The organism is Microcoleus sp. Pol17C6 (assembly GCF_036701145.1).
Taxonomy (GTDB): Bacteria; Cyanobacteriota; Cyanobacteriia; order Cyanobacteriales; family Microcoleaceae; genus Microcoleus.
This window is the reverse complement of sequence record NZ_JAUBQH010000007.1, coordinates 1-20974: the sequence shown is the minus strand read 5'-3', so window position 1 is coordinate 20974 and position 20974 is coordinate 1. Positions and strand designations below refer to the sequence as shown.

17 protein-coding genes and 2 pseudogenes are annotated in these 20974 nt (G+C 47.2%); 8 read left to right on the top strand and 11 right to left on the bottom strand.

The annotated features are described in order from the left end of the window. Positions 1-38: 38 nt before the first annotated feature. Positions 39-593: a glutathione S-transferase family protein gene (locus QUA25_RS05625; protein ID WP_333036236.1), complete on the top strand. Its 555-nt coding sequence runs from the start codon at positions 39-41 to the stop codon at positions 591-593. An 84-nt stretch (positions 594-677) separates the two neighbouring features. Here QUA25_RS05625 and QUA25_RS05620 read toward each other — a convergent pair whose 3' ends face one another. The 3 genes from QUA25_RS05620 to QUA25_RS05610 all read right to left on the bottom strand — a co-directional run bounded on the left by QUA25_RS05620 (position 678) and on the right by QUA25_RS05610 (position 2561). Further along, positions 678-815 (bottom strand): photosystem II reaction center protein K, encoded by a 138-nt coding sequence (locus tag QUA25_RS05620; protein WP_006634808.1) that lies wholly within the window; start codon positions 813-815, stop codon positions 678-680. Positions 816-875: 60 nt separating this feature from the next. Next, the gene (gene tgt, locus QUA25_RS05615; protein ID WP_333036234.1) at positions 876-2006 is read right to left on the bottom strand and encodes a tRNA guanosine(34) transglycosylase Tgt; all 1131 of its coding nucleotides are present in this window, start codon (positions 2004-2006) and stop codon (positions 876-878) included. Between the two features lie 105 nt (positions 2007-2111). Further along, positions 2112-2561 carry a hypothetical protein gene (locus QUA25_RS05610; protein ID WP_333036232.1) on the bottom strand — a complete coding sequence of 150 codons (450 nt, stop codon included), beginning with the start codon at positions 2559-2561 and terminating at the stop codon, positions 2112-2114. Positions 2562-2820: 259 nt separating this feature from the next. On the opposite strand from QUA25_RS05610, the gene cobS reads away from it, so the two are divergent. The 3 genes and pseudogenes from cobS (at position 2821) to QUA25_RS05590 (ending at position 5565) form a co-directional block, all read left to right on the top strand. After that, the gene (gene cobS / locus QUA25_RS05605; protein ID WP_333036231.1) at positions 2821-3618 is read left to right on the top strand and encodes an adenosylcobinamide-GDP ribazoletransferase; all 798 of its coding nucleotides are present in this window, start codon (positions 2821-2823) and stop codon (positions 3616-3618) included. Positions 3619-3748: 130 nt separating this feature from the next. After that, positions 3749-5135, top strand: a pseudogene (locus QUA25_RS29420) (IS4 family transposase). 145 nt (positions 5136-5280) lie between these two features. Beyond that, positions 5281-5565: a hypothetical protein gene (locus QUA25_RS05590; protein ID WP_333036226.1), complete on the top strand. Its 285-nt coding sequence runs from the start codon at positions 5281-5283 to the stop codon at positions 5563-5565. 342 nt (positions 5566-5907) lie between these two features. On the opposite strand, the gene QUA25_RS05585 is transcribed toward QUA25_RS05590, so the two are convergent. Beyond that, complete coding sequence (locus tag QUA25_RS05585) at positions 5908-7659, bottom strand: hypothetical protein (protein ID WP_333036225.1); 1752 nt, start codon at positions 7657-7659, stop codon at positions 5908-5910. 374 nt (positions 7660-8033) lie between these two features. On the opposite strand from QUA25_RS05585, the gene QUA25_RS05580 reads away from it, so the two are divergent. Both QUA25_RS05580 and QUA25_RS05575 read left to right on the top strand, forming a co-directional pair. Beyond that, the gene (locus tag QUA25_RS05580; protein WP_333036223.1) at positions 8034-8264 is read left to right on the top strand and encodes a hypothetical protein; all 231 of its coding nucleotides are present in this window, start codon (positions 8034-8036) and stop codon (positions 8262-8264) included. A gap of 50 nt (positions 8265-8314) precedes the next feature. After that, complete coding sequence (locus tag QUA25_RS05575; protein ID WP_333036221.1) at positions 8315-8527, top strand: hypothetical protein; 213 nt, start codon at positions 8315-8317, stop codon at positions 8525-8527. 721 nt (positions 8528-9248) lie between these two features. On the opposite strand, the gene QUA25_RS05570 is transcribed toward QUA25_RS05575, so the two are convergent. From QUA25_RS05570 to QUA25_RS05555, 4 genes are all read right to left on the bottom strand, one after another. Continuing rightward, a complete protein-coding gene (locus QUA25_RS05570) occupies positions 9249-9650 on the bottom strand; it encodes an MgtC/SapB family protein (RefSeq protein WP_333036220.1) in 402 nt (133 codons plus the stop codon). Between the two features lie 103 nt (positions 9651-9753). Continuing rightward, the gene (locus QUA25_RS05565; RefSeq protein WP_333036218.1) at positions 9754-10410 is read right to left on the bottom strand and encodes a hypothetical protein; all 657 of its coding nucleotides are present in this window, start codon (positions 10408-10410) and stop codon (positions 9754-9756) included. A 281-nt stretch (positions 10411-10691) separates the two neighbouring features. Continuing rightward, entirely contained in the window at positions 10692-11657 is a 966-nt protein-coding gene (locus QUA25_RS05560) for a BadF/BadG/BcrA/BcrD ATPase family protein (RefSeq protein WP_333036217.1), read from the bottom strand. A gap of 72 nt (positions 11658-11729) precedes the next feature. After that, complete coding sequence (locus tag QUA25_RS05555) at positions 11730-12086, bottom strand: zinc ribbon domain-containing protein (protein ID WP_333036215.1); 357 nt, start codon at positions 12084-12086, stop codon at positions 11730-11732. Positions 12087-12301: 215 nt separating this feature from the next. Between QUA25_RS05555 and QUA25_RS05550 the strand changes: the two genes are divergently transcribed. Together QUA25_RS05550 and QUA25_RS05545 are read left to right on the top strand one after the other, a co-directional pair. Next, complete coding sequence (locus tag QUA25_RS05550) at positions 12302-12628, top strand: phasin family protein (RefSeq protein WP_333036214.1); 327 nt, start codon at positions 12302-12304, stop codon at positions 12626-12628. Between the two features lie 278 nt (positions 12629-12906). Continuing rightward, complete coding sequence (locus QUA25_RS05545) at positions 12907-13485, top strand: FKBP-type peptidyl-prolyl cis-trans isomerase (RefSeq protein WP_333036212.1); 579 nt, start codon at positions 12907-12909, stop codon at positions 13483-13485. Positions 13486-13579: 94 nt separating this feature from the next. On the opposite strand, the gene QUA25_RS05540 is transcribed toward QUA25_RS05545, so the two are convergent. The 3 genes and pseudogenes from QUA25_RS05540 to QUA25_RS05530 all read right to left on the bottom strand — a co-directional run. Further along, entirely contained in the window at positions 13580-16192 is a 2613-nt protein-coding gene (locus QUA25_RS05540; protein ID WP_333036211.1) for a replicative DNA helicase, read from the bottom strand. Between the two features lie 199 nt (positions 16193-16391). Beyond that, positions 16392-16850: a 50S ribosomal protein L9 gene (gene rplI, locus QUA25_RS05535; RefSeq protein WP_006634794.1), complete on the bottom strand. Its 459-nt coding sequence runs from the start codon at positions 16848-16850 to the stop codon at positions 16392-16394. Positions 16851-17115: 265 nt separating this feature from the next. Continuing rightward, positions 17116-20901, bottom strand: a pseudogene (locus QUA25_RS05530) (PAS domain S-box protein); the annotation flags it as partial. Positions 20902-20974: the final 73 nt, after the last annotated feature.

The window sequence follows — 20974 nt, the reverse complement described above, 5'->3', positions numbered from 1 at the left end:
GCTATAACAGCAATATTGCGTTAAAGGATAAAAATTCCGTGCTGAAACTTTACGGCGGAGCCCGCAGCCGGGCCTCAATTGTCAAGTGGTATCTAGAAGAAATAGCGGTTCCCTACGAATTCGTCATGCTGGATATGCAAGCAGGGGAACACTTGCAGCCAGAGTATCTCGAAATTAACCCGATCGGCAAAGTACCGGCAATTGTTGACGGAGATTTTAAACTTTGGGAATCCGGCGCAATTCTGCTGTATTTAGCTCAAAAATATGGTAAAATGCCAGACACTTTGGAGCAGCAAGCTCAAATCGTGCAGTGGATCACGTTTGCTAACGCCACCCTGGGGCCGGGAATATTTACAGAAGCAAGTCGCGATCGCGAAACTCCCAAGTTGTTAAAACCGTTAAATGAAATCTTCGAGAAACAGCCATTTTTAATGGGTGATGAATTTGGCGTCGCCGACGCAGCAGTCGGGTCAATGTTGGCCTACATTCCCATGATGCTAAAACTAGACCTCAGTGCTTATCCGGCCGTTGTAGATTACATCAAGCGGATCACAGAAAGACCGGCTTTCAAAAGTGCGATCGGCGGTAGCTGAAGGCAGAAAGAAGAACGAAACAAAACTTAATAGCTAAAAGCAGGGGCAATTTGTGAATTGCCCCTGCTTTTGATGAAATCAAACTTATCTAAATCCGACAGCCGCCTGCCAAACAAAAGCCAGCAGCAAGAAAAATACGGGAATGACCGGCAAAACATTAACCAAAGGCTCAAAAATCGAATAAGCTTCGGGCAGTTTTGCTAAGAGTAATGCAGCTTCCATGAATCAACCTACCTATCCAACAGAATTTTCATAATTGTCGCATATCTTTACCCAAGGCAATCATGATTGATCGACTCTCGGTGCAAGCCAGTAGGCAAACTCTTCAGTAAATCTATCGGCTAAAATCGCCTCCCGCATCCTCCCCGTAAAGCGAATCAACTCCGTCACATTGTGAAGCGCCAGCAAAGTATACCCCAGCACTTCGTTAGCCCGCGCCAAATGAGCCAAATAAGCCCGACTGAATTTTTGGCAGGTATAACAAGGGCAAGACTCATCCAGCGGAGCAAAATCCTCCCGGAACCGAGCATTTTTCAAACTCCAGCGTTCCCCACCCACAAAAGCCGTCCCGTGGCGGGCCAGCCGAGTCGGAATCACGCAGTCAAACATATCTACGCCACTAGCCACCGCCAGCGCCATTTCCCGATAAGTCCCAATCCCCATCAAATAACGCGGTTTATTTGCCGGCAACAGAGGCGCAGTCACCTTCACAATCTCTGCGATCAAATCCCCCGATTCCCCGACACTAACGCCGCCGATGGCGTAGCCTGGTAAATCCAAATCTACCAACTGGTTCGCCGCGCGCGATCGCAAATCGGGGAAAACGCCCCCCTGGACAATTCCGAACAAAGCTTGATCCGGGCGCGAGTGAGCTTGAATGCAGCGTTGCAGCCAGCGGTAAGTGCGATTTGTTGCAGCCTCCACCTCCTCCCGCGTAGCGGGGTAAGGGGGACACTCGTCAAACGCCATAATCACATCGGCGCCCAACTCATTCTGAATTTCGATCGATCGTTCCGGCGTCAAATTAATCATGCGGCCATCGCGGGGAGAGCGAAAAGTCACCCCATTCTCAGAAATAGTCCGCATTTGGCTCAAGCTAAACACCTGAAAGCCACCCGAATCCGTCAGCATCGGGCCTGGCCAAGCCATAAATTTATGCAATCCGCCGGCGCCAGCGACAATTGCTTCCCCCGGCTGCAGGTGCAAGTGATAAGTATTTGCCAAAACCATTTGAGAACCCGCCGCCTCAAGATGTGCGGGTGTCAAAGTTTTGACATTAGCTAGCGTCCCCACTGGCATAAATTTAGGCGTTTCCACAACACCGTGGGGAGTGGCAAAAACCCCTGCACGCGCTTGGGTATGGCTGCAATTAGCCTGACATTTAAAAGAAAATTTCGCCTTGTCCTCAGTCATTAGTCCCCGATGCTCGTTAACCGCTACTCGGCCGTCCGTGTTATTTAATCTATTGTTGATGACATCGCGACAAAAAACTCACCACCGATGGCTAATGACTGACGATTAAAAGGGGGAATCATCTTCGTCCAATTGCAGATCCCAGTTGCCTGAGAGTACCTGATCGACAACCGCATCCAAAGCTGCAGCATTTAAATTCCGGGCGAATTGCTCTTGCAAAGGATTGGAGAGGGGAATTAACCGCAACTGCCGTCCATCTTGAATCAGGTCAAAATAAGCACCATCTTCAGGGGACTGTTTCAGTTCCAGGTAATCAAAACTATACACGTTCAAATAAAGCGCATGGTTGGCAATCAGGGTAGAACGGTGGGGGTTGGCGAAGACTTCGAGCACATAACCTTCCCCTTCGCTATAAATCTGGCCATCTTGTATGTGAAGGTAGCGGACACGTCCTAAATCAAACAGCAATCTTTTGATATCGCGTTTGTTGACGACAATCCCTGTATCGATGATGCAAGGAGCAACTACCCTGTTATTCAATTGATCGTGACTCATGTAGTAAAAGCCTCTGTTGTAGTATTTTCCCGTCTTGAACATCAGGGAGTTAGCTAGAATTCTTGGGAAGGGAAACGCGGATCTTGAGTTTAGTCATTTTAGATAGGGAGCTTTGGGATCGCTGCCGACAGAGGTTTTCCGGGGAAAAGAGCGGGCGACAGGAGGAATGCTCGATCCAAAAAACTAGGGTGTTACAGTCCAATTCTGGCACACACTAATCGATTGACAACTGCATACCAGATGAAAAATTTTCTATCTTATGGTGCATGATAAATGGGTTCGCTCTACGATCGACTTTTTCCGGAATCAAGGCGCTGCCATCGCAGCCGCAGTCGCTTTTTATACTTGTTTGCCGGTACCGGTGTCTTGGACTTTGGAGTTTCGGGGCATTGCCCGCTTGGCACCGGCGATCGGGCTTTTGATTGGGGGGATGGTGGGCCTGGCGGATGTTGGGTTGCAGTTGTTGGGAATGCCTGCTCTGACTCGATCGGCCTTGGTGGTAGTCTTGGGCATCGCCGTGACTGGCGGGCTGCACCTAGACGGGGCAATGGACGCGGCGGACGGGCTGGCTGTACCCGACCCTGTGCGTCGGCTGGAAGTCATGCGGGACAGCGTTACAGGAGCCTTTGGGGCGATGGCTGCGATCGCGATCGTGCTGCTGAAAACTGCCGCTCTCTCGGACTTAAATAACTATCGGTGGCTGGCTTTGATGGGTGTCGCCGGTTGGGGAAGGTGGGCCCAACTGGTGGCGATCGCCCGCTATCCCTATCTCCGGGCAGAGGGTAAGGGAGCTTTTCACAAAGAATCTATTTATTCTCCTTTTGATTTTATCCCAGGAGTGCTGTTGCTGCTGAGTTTGAGCGTGGTGCAAGTTGTCTTGGAGGGCGATCGGTGGCTGTTGGGGGTGGGGATGGCTTTGGGGGGAAGTGCGATCGGAATTTTTGCCGGAGCCTGGTTTAACCACCGTTTGGGCGGCCACACGGGCGATACTTACGGTGCCGTAGTCGAGTGGACGGAGGCTTTATTGCTGTGTCTTTTGGCGGCTTTGGAAGGGTAAGTTATGCCATGTTGCCATTGTTTGAGTGAAGACTTTAGTCCAATGGCACTGAAAAAGTGAGCAAAAAAAAATCTGTAAGGCAAGCTCTGCATAGATAATTGCCTTACAAACCAAAATATCTCTCTCTAGTATGCCCAATCGTGCGTCTATTCTCAAGCAACAATTTTTACAGAGTGTTGCCTTACCCTGGAAAGAATTGCTACCAGACTCTACAGTCAAAGAGCTTCTGGCGAAGGAGAATCTCAGATACTACAACAGCGTCTATACGCCGATAGTTACCTTATGGGCGATGATATCTCAGGTACTAGATCCAGACAAAAGTTTGAGTCAAGCAGTAAAACGGATGAGTACCTGGCCCAGTGGTGCTGGAGTGGTGCCTCCTTCTTCAGACACTGGGGCATACAGTAAAGCTCGTCAACGACTACCTGAAAGACTTGTCCAACAGTTAGTACCTGTAGTGGCAGAGGCACTAGAAAAGCAAGTTCCTCGCCTACAGCAATGGTGTGGACGACAGGTGCGGGTACTAGACGGCACAACCGTGTTGATGAGTGATACTGCTGCCAATCAAGCTGAGTATCCGCAACACAGCAATCAAAAAACTGGGTGTGGATTTCCCATCGCCAAAGTGGTAGTGCTCTTTTCATTGCTCACAGGTGCAGTCGTATCGGCTGGTATTGCTTCATTGACGATGAGTGAGATTGTAATGAGTCGCCTGTTATATGCGAATTTAGTTCCCGACGATGTGATATTAGCCGATCGAGCTTACGGCAATTATGTCGATTTAGTTTTGGTAAAACAGCAGGGAGCCGACGCTGTTTTTCGGAAAAATCATCTCCGTAAAACTGACTTAAGGGCGGGGCAAGAAGTTGGGAATTGGCGACCATCAAGTAGTCTGGAATAAGCCTCAACAGTGTCCCAAACACATGAGTAATGAGGAATTCGAGGAATTACCATCTAATTTCATTGTTCGGGAAGTCTGCTTGCGAATTCAACACCGTGGCTTCCGAGACGAGCGTATTATTGTAGTCACAACGTTACTGGACGCCCAACGCTACACTGTTCACAAATTAACTCAGTTATACGGGCTGCGGTGGTCTGCTGCTGAAGTCAGTCTCCGTCATCTTAAAACTACTTTGAAAATGGAGATGTTAACAGCTAAAACTCCGGCAATGGTCAGAAAGGAAATCTGGATACACTTATTGGCTTACACTTTATTACGTACCATTATGTGGCAGTCAGTATCTTCATCAGAACATACAGCTTTTCAAATCTCCTTCCAATCAACAAGGCAGCAGTTTAATCAGTTATTGACGCTGTTGGCAACTACAGGAAAGCGCCAACAGCGACAATGGCATCAATTTCTGTTGTCGCAGGTGGCAACTAATTTACTCACGATACGACCTGAGCGTTCCGAACCTCCGGTGTTGAAACACAGGCCAAAGCCGTATCCTCGAATGCAGGAACCTCGCTCTATCTTAAAAGGTAAACAGGCCTTGCGATCGAGACTTTTTCAGTGACATTGGACTTTAGTCCTCAATTTAGCAAATAACGACGGTTCTAGCAGGTGGAAATCCGCACTCATCGGGCAATCGTTTTCATCCTGTCTGCCTTCAAATGCCACCCTAGATTAGATACAGCAAACCTCAAACTTTAAAGAAAGCTATGGGATACTTTATTGCTGCGATCGTCCTCGGAATGTTAATTTGGGCTGGGTTCGAGATTGTCCAAACAATCCGCAATTGGGAAACGAATCCCGAAGAAACTACCAGCAAAATTCAAGCTGAAATGGTCAAAGAAACATATCGCGGTCAATTTGGTGGCGATGCGCTGGAGGGAGGGAGTCAGGCTGTCGGAAACGCACTCCACGCCGGCCACTGCGCCGCCGAATCTGCTCCAAGTGCGATCGGTCATGTGGTAGAAGGCTTGTTGCACGTGCTACACCATTAATATCGTGTCTGCTAGCGTAAGTTGTGCAAGTGTTTTTGATGCTGTAGGGGCTGGTTTTACGAATAATTTTTGACGCACACAAACAATCTCATAAACCCGCCCCCACACAACTAATAACCTATATCAACCTTGACTTTGAGCGAAGGGAAAAAATGTACATTGACGTTTACCGTTTAGAGAGAGGGGGCGGGTTTACGGGATTATTAGTTTTTGGCGTAGATGGTTGATAAAACCCGCCCCTAGGAGAGCGCACATTATACAAAAACCAACCAAGCGGACATGATATAACAACACAAAATGAATGGAAAATGCCACTGCAAATTTTCCATTCATTCTCACTTTTTAGGCTTTTGGCTCAACCCAAACCGTCATCCCCTCAACCCTCAAACCTTTGCCGCGAGTGCCGCAATATTGACCGTTAGCAGTAACAGGAGTATCGCCCACATTCTGGATATGAGCCGTATAAAATACGTCGTATTTATCAGCTTGCGGCCCTGTCAGCCGCGCGGCAAATCCCTCAATGCGCTTGGCTTTGCCCCGGAAACCGGCTAGATCCCCCTCATCGATCCAAGCAGTATCGCCAACTCCTTCAACGTGAGCCATGTACTGCAAATTTAAACCGGCAACGGGAGGCTCTATTTTAATTTGAAATCCTTCCACGCGGCGGCCTTGCGCTTTAGTACCCGCGTATTCTCGATCGCTAAAAGTTCGATCGCCAATTCCTTGAATATGCGCCAACACTTTTAAACCCACAGGCGCCACTGTTTGGGAACTCGCAGACTGCGCGATCCAAACTTTGATGCCCTCTATTCTCAAAGCTTTGCCGCGAGTGCCACAATATTCGCCGTTGGAGGACACGTCGGTGTCGCCAATATTCTGAATGTGAGCGCTATAAAATACGTCGTACTTATCAGCTTGCGGCCCGCTCAACCGCACCGCAAATCCCTCAATTCGTTTCGCTTGACCCCGAAAACCTGCCAATTCTCCTTGGCCGATCCAAGGAGTATCGCCAACACCTTCGACGTGAGCCATGTACTCGACATTTAAGCCGGGAATTGGCGGGTCGATATTAATCGCAAATCCTTCGACACGGCGCCCTTGAGCTTTAGTACCCGCGTATTCTTGAGCACCGAAAGTTCGATCGCCAATTCCCTGAATGTGCACCAAAACTTTGATTCCCAAACCGCCCTCTACGGCCACCGCTGGTTGAATTTTCTGGGGTGCCCCAAAAACAATGTTCCCGGAACCGGTTGTCTGAAGAGACTTAGGTACTTCCACGCTGGGAACAATAATTACCTCGTGCATGGGGGCAGAAGGTGCGGGGGATTCCAAAATCTGGATCTGTGGCGCAACTGTAACTTGTTTCGGTACAACATTTCCTGACGGGATGACAATCACTTCTGGCAAAGGTTCGGCGCTGATTTTTTGTTCTGGCGCTGGTTTAAATGCTGGTTCGACTTTTGCAGGTGCTGCTTTTACCATCTCAGCAATGGTTAATTTGCCTCTGGAAATGGCTACGGCTATTTGTTTGCCAAAAGCGGCGCTGACTGTTTCTTCGAGAATTACCCACTGTTCGTCGTCTAATTTGTCTTGCTGTTCCACTAGGGCGAGCACTGCTGAAACAGGGTGTTTGCCACTGACTAAGGATTCTGCGTCGGAATGCAGTTGGGTTGGGGTTGATTCGGAAATTGCGCGCTGCAGTTCGCGGGCTTTGGCATGAACTGATTGTAAGGGCGCGAAGTCGCTTTGTTCGCGGTGGGCGATCGCCAATACTCGATCGATCACTTTCAATGCTGCATCGCGAATTTCTGCTTTACCTTCAGAAGCTGCTGCAGTCTCGACTAAGTTTTGAATGTCTTTGAGGGAAGCAATTTCCCCCGGCGCGATCGCGGATTTGTTTGCTTCGAGAGCTTGTTTTTGGATAGCGGCAAAGTTGCGGCTGTAGGCTGCTACTTCTTGCAGCAAGCTGTCAGAGGGAGGAAGGCCCGAGTCTTGCAGTTGTTTTGCTGCCATTGACAGGCGATCGGCCAAATTAGCATAAGTTTCCGATAGTCGGGCTATTTGTTGTAGCAAATCTTTATGAGCTAGTTCCATATGTCTTGCCGTAAATATTTAACTTGCTGATTATAGACGTTGAGCGTCTTCTGAAGGTAGAAGGCAGTAGTCATCAGTCATTAGTCCGATGGAAGAAGAAAAATGCTCCCACTCTCCGACTCCCCCACTCGGACACTCTCCGACTCGCTCACCCAGACACCCGGACACTCTCCGACTCCCCACTATCCGACTCCTCCTCTGGCATCCCCCGCGTGATCGCCGTCACAACCGTGCAAATACTTAGTCACACTCTGCGACTCCGGCTGTCACGAGTGGCCCGTAACAATGTCACACCTATCGAGCAATAGCCGTCACTGCTGATTCTGTGAAAACAGTTGATACTGAGGCTTGAACCAATAAAATTCCCAAGTGTTATGGTACTAATTCGCGATCTCGCCCAGCAAGCTCTGGCTCTAGGCTATCTAACCCTTGAAGCCGAAAATCAACTGCGGCGGATGTTAACTACCACCAAGTATGACTTGGAAGACTTAAATGCTTTTATGGCTTTGCAACTAGCAGCTATGTCCGGAGGAGTGAAACAAGAGTCTCGCGAGCTTAAAAATTTTGAAATCTTTGGCGAGACAGCTTCCGAAACTTCCTGTTAGTAATTAGTTGGCTTTTGATTAGTTAAAATTTAGTAAGGGACATTTCTACCGTGCAGATTCGTGAAGTTGTAAAACAAGCTATTGCCGCTGGATATCTGAGTTTGGAAGCGGAAAATGAAATGCAGAATATTTTTTCCTCAGCCAAGTGTGATTTAGAAGATTTGAATGCTTTTATGAGCTTGCAGTTAGCTGCGATGGCGGGCCGCGTGAGGCAAGAGTCTTTGGAATTGATGAAAATGCCAACTTTTTCTGATAAAAATTAATTTTTTATTCAGCCATGGGGCGAGGTAAATATTAACTTTTTTCTTTTAAAAAAACGGGTAAAATTTAATTATTTTGCTAATTTATATACTAATTAATTTAAAAAATATTGGTATTTTGGTTCACTGGGTGTTGAGCAAATTAACTAAAATTGAAAAAAATATTAAAATGAATATGTAAGTATATCGTGATGACTCCACTCGTCCAAGGTCAGGGTTGGATGACCCGACCCGTCAAGGCGTAGTTAAAGTGTTTGCTTGGTAACAGTTGAGCATTATTCTTGAAATGTTATGTATTGTTAACACACTATCAAATGGAGAAGATTTATCGATCGCCCCAAGCAGAGATTTCAAGCGTTTTAGCCACTTTGTAGGCGTTGCATAATTGCGGGATAATTTTGATTGTTTTTTTGTGGGATAGGCTCTCGTAGCCCGAAGGCGGGTATTTTCACAGCAGGGGGAACACCCCTAAATAATCATCCTCAAATTGTGTAACGCCCCTTGTTCACCTTCTTGACAGGTATGGCTGGGATGAGGGCAAACAATTTATGATCAGTGATTAACTGAACTGGGTATGAAGCAACTAATATTATCTACCATCCATCGACCGCAATAAAATTAGTTGGTAGTGAGGAATTTAACCCTCATAAAACTCGCTCGTACTTCCGTCGTCAATACAAACGTTATAACGGTTATTATACCCACTTTTATATAATCACTGAGACTATTTCCTACGACTCCGACGCTCTAACTCTTTAATTACCCTCAGAACAAACAGCGACATTAAAGCGCCAATTAATGCCAGTTGCCACAACCCGCATCCTGCGGCAGTTCCTAAAGCTGCTGACACCCAAATAGCGGCTGCAGAGGTGAGCCCGTGAACTTCAACTTTGCCTATTTCCTGTCGATTTTGCCGCAGAATTTCTCCACCTCCCAAAAACCCAATCCCGGCAGCAATGCCTTGAATTACGCGCGCTACAGCATCTCCTCCGTTTTCATTTTTACCCATTGCCAGCGGCATTAAAACAAACAGTGCACAACCCATACTAACTAGCATATGAGTTCTCAAGCCCGCTGGTTTGTTTCTGAGTTGGCGCTCCCATCCAATAATTCCGCCAACAAACATGGCTAGGCACAACCTTAACAGTATGCCTAGCCAATTATCGGGAGACCACAAGTTAGCGATCGACAATGTTTTTCTGCAAATAATTAATCCGAAGATTCCAATATTAGCGGAGTACGATGTCCGATCGCAATCTCACTGCCAAATCTTGTTCCGGGCGAATCACGAGCACGTCAACGCTGCGCCGCCCCAACAATACTCCAGCTAAAGCGCCGATCCCAGCGCCTCCCAATACTTCTTCAGTCGCGATCGCTTTGTCGCCGGTAATGCCTGCGAGTGCTGCTGCTGCTGCTGCACCCAAGGCTGCACCTTGCGCTACTGAACCTGTGCCAGCACCTTTTTGGACTCTTTCGGTTCTGGTAATAATTCCTGAATTTCCGTCAATCCGATAGCGTTGGCGGCGGCTGATAATTAACTCTCTGGCAACAAATTGAGTACCACTTTGATTGCCTCTTCTGACAGGTTGCAGTGCCCCGACTATCTGGCTGCCTGCGGGGATTAATACTCTGCCTTGAGGTGTGCGGATGTCTTGCGCTACTGTTAAAGTTAAAGGTGCAGTTTCTTCGCGGGTGACAACTATTTTGTCTTTTTCATAGCTAACTGGAATTACACTGCCCGAGGGAATTCGGATGCTATCAAATTGGGAAATTCGTTGTTGAGCTTCTGCGGGAGTAGCTACCACCAGCGGCGCGCTGGTTCCAACTGTAATGCCCAGTGCGAGGATTGCTGCTGTTGCTGAACGCCATTTTTGAGAAGTAATCATATAAATTGTCTCCTTGCTTCAGTTTTTGTTTACTTAGGAACGCACTACTGCTAAATTTGTTTCTGGTTTCGCCTTCATCTGATGTTTTGATTATGGCAGGCGGGAATTCTAGAAGTTGGGAAGATAAGGTAGATAATCCAGAATTTTAAAATTTTGAAAAATAGATAAAATCGGCAAGAGTGGGAAGATAAGGAGGATAAAGGAGAGATTTCGGTTCATCGTCCCCCTTAGCCTCTAATTAGTTAAGGTGAAATCCCAGCACGAAGCCTGGGGAAACGAGATTAATTGTTGAGAGCGTTTAAAGCCAACAATCCAGCACCGAAAGCTGGTTCGTATCGGGGCGAAATTACCTTAGCTTTTGGGGCGATCGCACTTATGGCTGCTTCAAACCGACCTCGGCAATTTGCCTCTCCACCCCACACACCTCCTACGATCACAATTTCAAATTCTTCTGTTTGGTTAAATAGCGCTGAAATGGCTATTTTTGTTGAATAGGTTAATTCTGCCACAGCATTATTGATAATGCTGTCAGCGACGCGATCGCCCTCTGCTGCTGCTCCCTCGACAATCGGCGCTAAAGCTGCAATTTCTTTGACTCCCCAACCGCGCCCGTAAACGACTTCTACCAATTCTTCTAGGTTATGGAGCCCTAAATGCTTTTGAAATTTTTCCGCAAGCACGGTAAAATCTTCGCGTCCGTCATAGAACTTCAAAGCAGCTTGCAAACCCTGAAGGGCGATGTTATATCCGCTGCCTTCATCGCCTAAAATATATCCCCAACCGCCGACTCGTTTAGTTTTCCCGTGACGGTTTTGCCCGAAAACAATCGAACCGGTTCCTGAAATAACGGCGATACCCACTGGATGGCCTGTACCGCCAGCAAGTGCGATCGCGCAGTCACTGGAAATTACTATATTCCTGGGCAGGAACGATCGGGTTACTGGTAAAGTATTCGTCAACTGCAAGTTCTGCACTACAAATTGCACTATTTCACGATCTTTTGGACGCCCGACGCCTGCTAGTCCCAGACCAATTGCTTCTATGTTGAGATTGCCTATAGCCTCGACCTGAGCGGACAGAACTGCTCGTTCGATCGCCAATTGGATGGATTGTTTGGCTGTCTCAATTCCCAGGGTTTGATAATTTGACGGCCCTGCTTCACCCCGTCCTAAAACAAGGTGGTTGTCATCCATTAAAAGGCAGATAGTTTTAGTGCCGCCGCCGTCGATGCCGAATACGTAGCTCATGAATAATTTAGAGAAGAATAGAGCAACCCAGATTAACAGATATATCTCTATTCTACGCTTTGTACAATCCGATTAAATCGACAGAGCAATGCTAATAATAATTAAACCTAATAATGCTAACCAAACCAGATGGCGCTGACACCAATTTTTGATCGATTGCAGCCCGTCGCCGCTGCTGTAAGGGATCGTCTGTGGCACAAGTGGCTCAGCTCGATCGTGATAAAGCGTGCATTCTTTGGCAAAGGGACGCTGCGGGTAGTTGCAAGTGTCGTCTTCGTGATAAATACAGGTAGTGCACAGAAATTCTTCGGGTTGTGATCGATAAAGAGGGATACCCGGATGACCGAAAGCTTTGAGGGGGATTTTGCAATGTGCACAGGCAAGTGCTTGGGCGTCTACAGGTTGGTGACAGCGGGGGCAATCAGGCATAGACAGCAGGGTGATGGGGTAATGTGGTGGGTAGGCTCATTAGGGGGTTTTCCGAACGCCGATTAGCGCGATCGCCTCGCCATCAGGCGGCTGGATGCTCCAAAATAGAAAGGTAGGTGTGCGCTGATGTAACTTTAAGTTTACAGATAGTTTCGCAGCGACAGCAGGCGACCTGAGCCGATCGGGTATGAAAGGGCAAACATTAGGAAAAATCTATGGATAACAATAGCAACTTACTCAAACAACTGGTAATGCTGGGCATTGGTACTACCTCCCTGGTGGCAGAGAAATTGCAGGAAGTGAGCGAGCAATGGGTCAAAGATGGCAAAATCAATTCCGAGCAAGCCAAAACCTTTGTAGATGACATGACGGAGCACCTCAAGTCGGAACAGGGCAATTGGGATACGCAGTTGCAGCGGCAACTACGGAATATGCTGCAAGATATGGGAGTTCCCCGACAGTCCGAAATGGATGAGTTGCGCGGAAGGCTCGATCGTTTAGAACGTCAGATGCGGGATTTAGAAAACCGTAACTGGCGCTGAGTTCGATCCTCTTCGAGGGCTTCGCTAACGCCCGCGAGGAGTTCGCTGCTATCTTGTGATAAGATTGTCATCCGAAGGCGGAAGGCTAAAAAAGGCACTTATGTAGAAGCCATTTATGTAGAATTACAAACATTATGACTTCATACTTTGGCCTTTAAAATTATCTGGTACCTGCCCTTTTTTGGTGGAAAAGTTCAGATAAAATTTGGTAGTTCTTGTTGTACTAGATGTCTTAGATATCTGAGATATCGCGGTTAAAAGTATCAGGAGGATTAATTTTGCGAGGAGTTCTAGTCAGCTTGGGAGTAATGCTGGTTTGCTTTGTGTTTTTGATAGTCGCTCAAATGGGCGGTTCTGGGTCCCAAGCAGTTGCAGCCGAATTGAACAATCTTTTACCCGAGACTGCTATTGAGAAGTTGTCAGCGCAGTCTTTAAATGAAAATAACTTGCTAGTAGCTGATGCTACTTTACCCGAGGTACCAGCTACTATCGCTGGCAATAACATGACTGATAATACTGTGACAACCGATTCAGGTCTGAAATATGTTGAATTGAAGCAGGGTGATGGGGCGACTCCAAAAACCGGGCAGACGGTTGTGGTACACTACACTGGGACTTTGGAGGATGGCACGAAGTTTGACAGTTCGCGCGATCGCAATTCTCCTTTTCAGTTCAAAATTGGCGTAGGTCAAGTAATTAAGGGTTGGGATGAAGGTGTCGGTACGATGAAAGTTGGAGACCGCCGCAAGTTGATTATTCCCCCTGAACTCGGTTACGGTGCTCGCGGTGCGGGCGGGGTGATTCCTCCTAATGCTACGTTGATTTTTGATGTGGAATTGTTGAAAATCGCTGGCTAGGTAGCTAAGTCTAATTCAACGTAAAACTTTTACGGTGTTTAGAAACCCGGTTTTTTTATTAAGAAACCGGGTTTCTGTGTATGTCCTGGTTGATTTACGATCGCTTCGGAGATGCCAGATTGCGAAAGCAGGTATATTGGGCGTCAAATAATAGTTTGATGATTCCTGTGGGGCCGTTTCTGTGTTTGGTAATAATTACTTCTGCAATTCCGCGATCGGGCGAATCAGGGTTATAGTATTCATCGCGGTAGAGCATAATTACTAAATCCGCGTCTTGCTCGATCGAGTTGTGAACTATGATGTCATTAGCGACAAAATTATGCAGTGCAGGCACTGTTAAATCGTAAACCTCAGCTTCGCCATCAACTTCTATTGAGGCGATTTCATCCCAGTAAATATCGCTCTTAGATAAGAGGGCAAGTTCATCAGATTTAACAATTGTAGCTAATTTGAATGCTCGTTCCCGACCGAGGTTGTGTTTGTAAAGAGTTGTACCACAATATAAGTTGCCAAGCTGTGCTTGCATCTGGCGTGTAGTTAAACCAAATTGCTGCATAGCAGGAACAGCATACATTTTCCACACATCACGCGGTATGACATCTCTATTAGTATTGCTAGAACGAATTTCTATGTATTCTGCAATTTCTGTCAGAGCTTGCTGTTTGTAGTTACCTACTGCACCAATCAAATGAATAAACTTATCTAAATCAGGTCTTCCAGTAACCCAAACTTGATGTTGATCTCGCCCTTTCCCTGGCTGGGGGCTTAAAAATAAGCGGGCATTGATACCAAGTCTGAGTAAGAGTGACTGAACATCTCTTGCCAATTTTTCACTACTGGAAGCATAGTAAACACTAGGGTAATGACATTTACCCCTACCTATTTTTATGCAACCATCAGTACACCAAAGATGGCGTAAAAATAAAGCTATTGCTTCTTGAGGCTGCTCAAATATTTGATTGGGGACAAACTTCTGGTGAGAACGCAGACCAAAAACAGCTAAAGCATCTAGCCATTCAGTTACAGGATTCCTCACATTATGTGTGAGATGATAGGTAGCAGGAAGATAAACTTGATACCAATCACGTTCTTTACAAATACGAGGTATGATTCGCTCTCCAAAGACTTCTATTGCAAGATTTGCAACTGTATTGGCTAAATCTTTCTCTCTAGTCGTGTATTGAATAGCGTGTCGAGGTAGAGTACATCCGTCTCCAATCATGTGTCCTAGCAAGGCTATTTCGGCATTGTCCATCGATTGGATGAAGGAACTTGATACATATCTAGGTAGGGCAATGCGATCGCCTGTTTTTAACTCGTCCAATCGCCGCCAGCCGTGAATGGTTAAGAACTTATGATTTCCAGTGGCTCTAATTGCCCGTCCCAAACGAGTTTGCAGTCGTAGTACAGGCTTAACACCTGTAGCAAAGGCATTGCTAACAACGGCTTTTTCTAATTGCATGGTGGCTTCATTGAGCGCCCAAACTGTGAAGCCAGATTTTCCTACTAATTCACGAATTGGTACGCGCACACCAGTATCTGCTAGCATTACCAAACTATCACCTGTTAAGCAGCCACTTTCTCTCAAATCAGACATCATCGGTCGCTTGTTTGTCCTCGCTTCCACACCCCGACTCAACTGAGATAAGGCAATAATCGGCACGTTGAGTTCGCGGGCTAAACCTTTAAGACTTCTGGTAATTCGAGATAGTTCTTGCACGCGGTTGTCGCTGGTACCTTCCATTAATTGCAGGTAATCTAGCAAGACTAATCCTAGGGTTCCGCCTTGTTCTGCTTGGAGGCGGCGGACTTTCGATCGTATTTCTGTGACGGTAATATTGGGAGTATCGTCAATAAACAGCGGTAGTTCTGATAAATTGCCAATGGCTGTACTGATTGGTTCCCATTCGTTTTGACTGATTCTACCCGATCGCAATCGGTTACTTTCTATTTTGGCTTCGCTGGACAGGATACGCTGCACTAGCTGTTCTTTCGACATTTCTAAGCTGAAAACGGCAACCGGCAATTTTTGCTGTCCAGCGGCGATGTGGTGGGCGATATTGGTACAAAAGGCTGTTTTTCCCATCGCCGGCCTGGCTGCAACGATGATTAAATCCGATCGCTGAAAGCCTCCTGTCATAGCATCTAAGTCATAAAAACCGCACGGAATACCGGGAAGTGTCAGGCCTTCATTGCGATTTTCTAGGTCTTGAAATGTTTGGTTTAGTGTTTCGCCGATCGATACTAAATCCTGTTGCGGGCGTTCTTGAGTTATGCTGAAAATTTCTTGTTCGGCGCGGTCTAAGACTGTTTCTAGTGGTGTTGCCGTCTCGTAACCTAATTGTACTATGTTGTTGCCAGCTTCGATTAATTTGCGGCGCTGATATTTGTCTTCAACTAAAACTGCATATTGGTCGATGTTGACTGCGGAAACTGTGCGATCAACTAATTGTGCTAATTTAGTTAGTCCTCCTACTTGCTCTAACTGGTTGCGGTCGGTTAGCGCAGTTGTTACCGTCATTAAATCGGTAGGTTGACCCTGTAAAAATAGGCCTAATGCCGAGCGATAAATGACTTGATGAGCGGTGATGGCAAAAAACTCCGGTCGCAGCAGTTCGGCAATTCGGGAAATAGCTTCGGGGTCAATTAAAATCCCGCCCAAAATTGCTTCTTCTGCCTCTATATTTGTAGGCATCAAATCGCTCATTAGTCAATAGTCCTCAGTCCTTAGTCCGCAGTCATTAGTTATTAGTTGCCAGTGATTAGTCGTCAGTTTTGAATCCTTAGTTAGCAGTCCTCAGTCCTTAGTTAGCGGTACTCAGTTCTTAGCTAATGACTAATGACTAACAACTAATGACTGATGACTAATGACTAACAACTAATTACTCATGACTGATGACTCTTAATTACATCGGAACAACTTGAATATCAACTTCGGCGGTAACTTCTGCGTGTAGTTTGATTTCAGCTTTGTAGGTACCAGTTTGGCGAATTTCGGGCAGAGTGATGCCGCGCCGATCGACTTCTTGACTGGTAGAGTTGAAAATCAGTTCTGCTACTTCTTGGTTGGTAACAGTACCAAAAATCGCGTCTGCTTCCCCAACTTGCTTGGAGATGATGAAAGGCCCAGCCGATTGGAGGGCGGTTTTGCGGACTTCAGCTTGCTGCTTGAGCTCTAGCTGGCGCAGTCTTTCTTCTTCACGGCGGCGCTCTGCTTGCTTGAGAATGCCCGGAGTGGCTCTAAATCCCATTCCTTGGGGTACTAGGTAGTTGCGGGCGTAGCCCGGGGCTACTTCTACTACGTCGCCAGCTTTGCCGAGTTTGCTGACATCTTTATTTAAAACTAATTGAACGCGCTTGGCCATGATCGTGGGTTGTGGGGTTTTAACTGCAACTTTTTATAATAGCGAAGTTTGAGGGGCGATCGCAAGGGAGAAGGAAGTTCGCCAACGGATTATGTAGCGGATGTAGTGGATTTAACGGATTTAATAACGGATGGATGTTGAGATTCGAGGTTCGAGGGAAGAAACAGGGATAATATTTTTTACGGGCAAATTCAGTTTGAAATTACGCAAAACGGGGGCTCTGTAATGAGGCAAATCAACTACAGCGCAATGTCTTACCGAGCACTCAGGCTTTATTTTCAAGGCGCTGGGCGACGATCGCTCGCGCTACAGTAGCAACTAACTGGGTCGGATTGATCGGCTTGGCTAAGTGTTGGTCAAATCCGGCTTGCAAAACTTGACGCTCGTTCGCTTCTCCAGCATAGGCCGTTAAGGCGATCGCCAACAACTGGCGATACTCAGGCGCAAGCTGAGTGCGGATGCGCTTGATCAACATATATCCGTCCATCTGGGGCATTCCGATGTCGCTGACGAGCAAATCTGGTGCAGTTTGTTTGATCGACTCTAGCGCCTCAGTAGCAGATGACAGGGAAATCACCTCTGCACCCGCTTCCTCAAGCACGAAAGCGACAAAATCTCGCGAGTCGAGTTCATCATCTACCACCAAAATTCTCAATCCAGCTAGCGGCAAGGATGAGAGATCGGGACAAGCAGCCCCATGACGTTCTTCCTCCTCCTGCCTTCTAAAATCATCATTTAATAGCGGTAATCTCACCGTAAACGTCGCTCCTTGACCTTCTCCGGCGCTTTCTGCAAACACGGTTCCGCCGTGAAGTTCGATCAGTTGGCGGACGATCGCCAATCCCAGTCCCAAGCCTCCAAATCTGCGCGTTGTAGCGCCATCTTCTTGTCGGAAATGGTCAAAAACATAAGGCAAGAAATCGGGAAGAATACCTTTACCCGTGTCCGTGACTTGAATTTGAGCTTGGCGTGCGATTTGCCCTAATCGAACTTCTACTCGACCGCCTTCGGGGGTGAATTTCACCGCATTTGATAACAAATTCCACACAATTTGTTGCAAGCGACTTGTATCGCCGAGAACTTGCCCGACATCAGGATTTAAGATTGTTTGGATTTTAATTTTTTTAGCTTCTGCTGCTAATTGCACGGTTTCCACAGCAGATGGAATAATAGTTGCCAGATTCATCGGAGCAACATTTAATCTGAGTTTTCCTTGCAGAATCCGAGACACGTCAAGCAAGTCCTCGATTAATTGAGATTGCAGTCTGGCGTTGCGCTCAATCGTCTCAAAGGCCTTGGCAGTTTGAGCCGGCTTCAGCTTGCCGCCGATGAGCAGTTGCGACCAGCCTAAAATCGGATTTAAGGGCGATCGCAACTCGTGAGAAAGCACCGCCAGAAACTCGTCTTTAATGCGGTTAGCTCGCTCGGCTTCCGTGCGGGCAGTTTGTTCTAATTGGAGAACCATATCGCGCTCAGTTTCCACTTGTTTGCGCTCTGTAATGTCGATAACAGAGCCGATATAACCCTCAAATTGTCCCCTTTCGGAAAATCTGGGAGCAGCCGCATCGATCACCCAAGAATATCCGCCATCCTGGCGCCGGAGGCGAAATTCTACGCGGTACGGTTCCTGGCGTTCGTTGGCGGTCAAGAACGCATTTTTTGCCTGTTCTCGGTCTTCTGGATGTGCCGCGTTTACCCAACCCAGTCCCAAACCTGTTTCCTCAGTTTGACCTGTGAAGTCATACCAGCTTTCGCTCAAGAAAGTGCAATAGCCTGTGGGGTCTGTTACCCATACCATAAAGGGAGCGTTGTTAGCCATATTGCGGAATCGTTCTTCGCTTTCTTGCATCGCTGCTTCTGCTTGTTTGCGTTCTGTGATATCCCGACAGACAATCACTCCGCCTTTGATTTCACTGCTAGCATCAACTACCGGATAACCGCTGATACTGATCCAGCGATCTTCGGAATCTTCGCGGCGGACAAATACCTCTACATCATTGACATATTCACCTTTGATTGCTCTGGCTAGAGGTAGTTCAGCGTCGGGGAAGAAGGTTTTTTTGTCTGCGGTAAATAGTCCGTAGGTGCTCGACCATTCCTCACAAGATTTTTCATTCGATAGCTGACCGAATATGCCTACGGCGGCTCGGTTAAACAACACAAACTCCCCTTGTTGGTTGGCCAAAATTAAACCATCGCCAATGCTGTCAATGATGACTTGAAGTAACTTAGTTTGTTCTTCCCGGGCGACTTCTGCTCGTTTGCGATTTGTGATGTCGCTGGAGATGCCAATTAAGCCGATGACTTCTCCCGCCTGATTGCGATATGGAGCTTTCATTACCAGAAATGTCCGAATGCCATCGTGAGATTCTTCGAGGACTTCTGTTTTGCCGGATTCCATAATGCGCCGATCGTTTTCCGTGACTGTGACTGCAAGTTCTGTTACTGGGTATAAATCCAGGTCGCGACCACCAATTACTTCAGAAGCAGGTTTGCCCATTATTTCCAGCGTGGCTGGATTTGCATAAATAATCCGTCCTTCTCGATCTTTGACAAAAATTGGCGTGGGTGCTGACTCGTTAATTACGTTCAAAATCGCATTTTTTTGTCGCAATTCTTCTTCAGTGCGTTTGCGATCGCTAATATCGCTCCAATAAGCCGTCAGTCCTTCTGCCGCTGGATAGGCGCTCACTTCTATATACATCTGGAGCGACGGGGAAAACTCTTCAAATTTGACAGAAACTTGCTCGTTAACGACTCGATGAAATTCTTGATATACCCTCGAATTCGCTTCTCCCTCGGCGGGGAATAGCTCCCAGATCGATCGACCTAACAACTCGTTTCTCGATCGAGAAAGCAGTTTTTCTGCTGTGGCATTAACGTAGGTATAGCGCCATTGTGAATCGATCGCCATAAAGGCATCGGTAATACTTTCTATAATATTGCTGACTTGTTGGTTGGCCGCTTGCAGCGCAAGTTCAGCGTTTTTGCGCTCGGTGATGATTTCGCAAAAAATCATGATACCGCCAATCTCATGGGTGTTGGTTCGCCAAGGGTACATTTCCCAGCGCACCCAGTCGATCAAGCCATCAGGGCGGGGAAACAGATCTTCTTGGCAGGTTTCGACTGCACCGGCCAGACAGCGCTGGTGGATTTGTTTGAAATGATCGGGCAAATTGGGAAAGATGTCGTAATGCGATCGACCGACAATGTTTTGAGTGCCGAGCCCGTAACTTGCCAGCCAGCGGTCGCTCACCAGCATATACCGCATCTGGCGGTCAAACATCGCCACCCCCGCAGGCGAATGTTTGACGAACAGCCGCAGTTGCTCTTCCTGTTGGCGCAAAAGATTCTCCGATTGTTTGCGAGCGCTGATGTCTTTGAAAAGTACGGCGACTTTGCGGCTGTGCGGCTCAGGAGTGCGGAACGCCGAAACCTCAAACCAGCGGTTCATGGCTTCCGAGCCATGCTCAAAGCGCAAGGGTTCGCCCGTGAGTGCGACTTTGCCGTACACCTCAAACCAATAATTTTCGTGTTCTGGAACGAGCTGTCGCATCGTTTTCCCCGTAGCTTGTACGAGTCCGGTTTGTTTCTCGAAGGCGGGATTGATTTCTAAAAAGCGGTAATCGATCGGCTTTTCGTTTTCGTCAAACAGCATTTCTATGACGCAAAAGCCTTCGTCTAGGGACTCAAACAAAGTGCGATAGCGTTCCTCGGAACGGCGCAAAGCAGCAATAGCTTGTTTGCGATCGCTAATATCCATAAAGGCCGCCACACACCCCCGAACTGCGCCCTGTTCGTTAAATAACGGCACCGCATTCACCAACCAATCAAAAGCCACCCCGTCCGATCGCACCATTTGAATTTCCACATCTCGCACTTGGACGCCGGAAGCCACGGCCAGTTGCATGGGGAGTTGTTCTCCCGGAATTTCTTCTCCGTTGCGGAGTCGTCTAAAGGGAAGGGCTGCGGCTTGCTCTCCGGTTCCAGAAACATTGGTAAGCTGATACGCAGCTAGATTGTATAATATAAATATAAAATAAGCGCTCATTAGTTAGAATGTATGCCAGCCAAAAACCATCTATCTCAAAATCAAAAACAGAGACTCGTTAAACTACTAAAAG

Coding starts and splice junctions, on each gene's coding strand:
- QUA25_RS05620 (WP_006634808.1), bottom strand. CDS start 815: ATGGAAGCTGCATTACTCTTAGCAAAACTGCCCGAAGCTTATTCGATT.
- tgt (WP_333036234.1), bottom strand. CDS start 2,006: ATGACTGAGGACAAGGCGAAATTTTCTTTTAAATGTCAGGCTAATTGC.
- QUA25_RS05610 (WP_333036232.1), bottom strand. CDS start 2,561: ATGAGTCACGATCAATTGAATAACAGGGTAGTTGCTCCTTGCATCATC.
- cobS (WP_333036231.1), top strand. CDS start 2,821: ATGGTGCATGATAAATGGGTTCGCTCTACGATCGACTTTTTCCGGAAT.
- QUA25_RS05590 (WP_333036226.1), top strand. CDS start 5,281: ATGGGATACTTTATTGCTGCGATCGTCCTCGGAATGTTAATTTGGGCT.
- QUA25_RS05585 (WP_333036225.1), bottom strand. CDS start 7,659: ATGGAACTAGCTCATAAAGATTTGCTACAACAAATAGCCCGACTATCG.
- QUA25_RS05580 (WP_333036223.1), top strand. CDS start 8,034: ATGGTACTAATTCGCGATCTCGCCCAGCAAGCTCTGGCTCTAGGCTAT.
- QUA25_RS05570 (WP_333036220.1), bottom strand. CDS start 9,650: ATGTTTGTTGGCGGAATTATTGGATGGGAGCGCCAACTCAGAAACAAA.
- QUA25_RS05565 (WP_333036218.1), bottom strand. CDS start 10,410: ATGATTACTTCTCAAAAATGGCGTTCAGCAACAGCAGCAATCCTCGCA.
- QUA25_RS05560 (WP_333036217.1), bottom strand. CDS start 11,657: ATGAGCTACGTATTCGGCATCGACGGCGGCGGCACTAAAACTATCTGC.
- QUA25_RS05555 (WP_333036215.1), bottom strand. CDS start 12,086: ATGCCTGATTGCCCCCGCTGTCACCAACCTGTAGACGCCCAAGCACTT.
- QUA25_RS05550 (WP_333036214.1), top strand. CDS start 12,302: ATGGATAACAATAGCAACTTACTCAAACAACTGGTAATGCTGGGCATT.
- QUA25_RS05540 (WP_333036211.1), bottom strand. CDS start 16,192: ATGAGCGATTTGATGCCTACAAATATAGAGGCAGAAGAAGCAATTTTG.
- rplI (WP_006634794.1), bottom strand. CDS start 16,850: ATGGCCAAGCGCGTTCAATTAGTTTTAAATAAAGATGTCAGCAAACTC.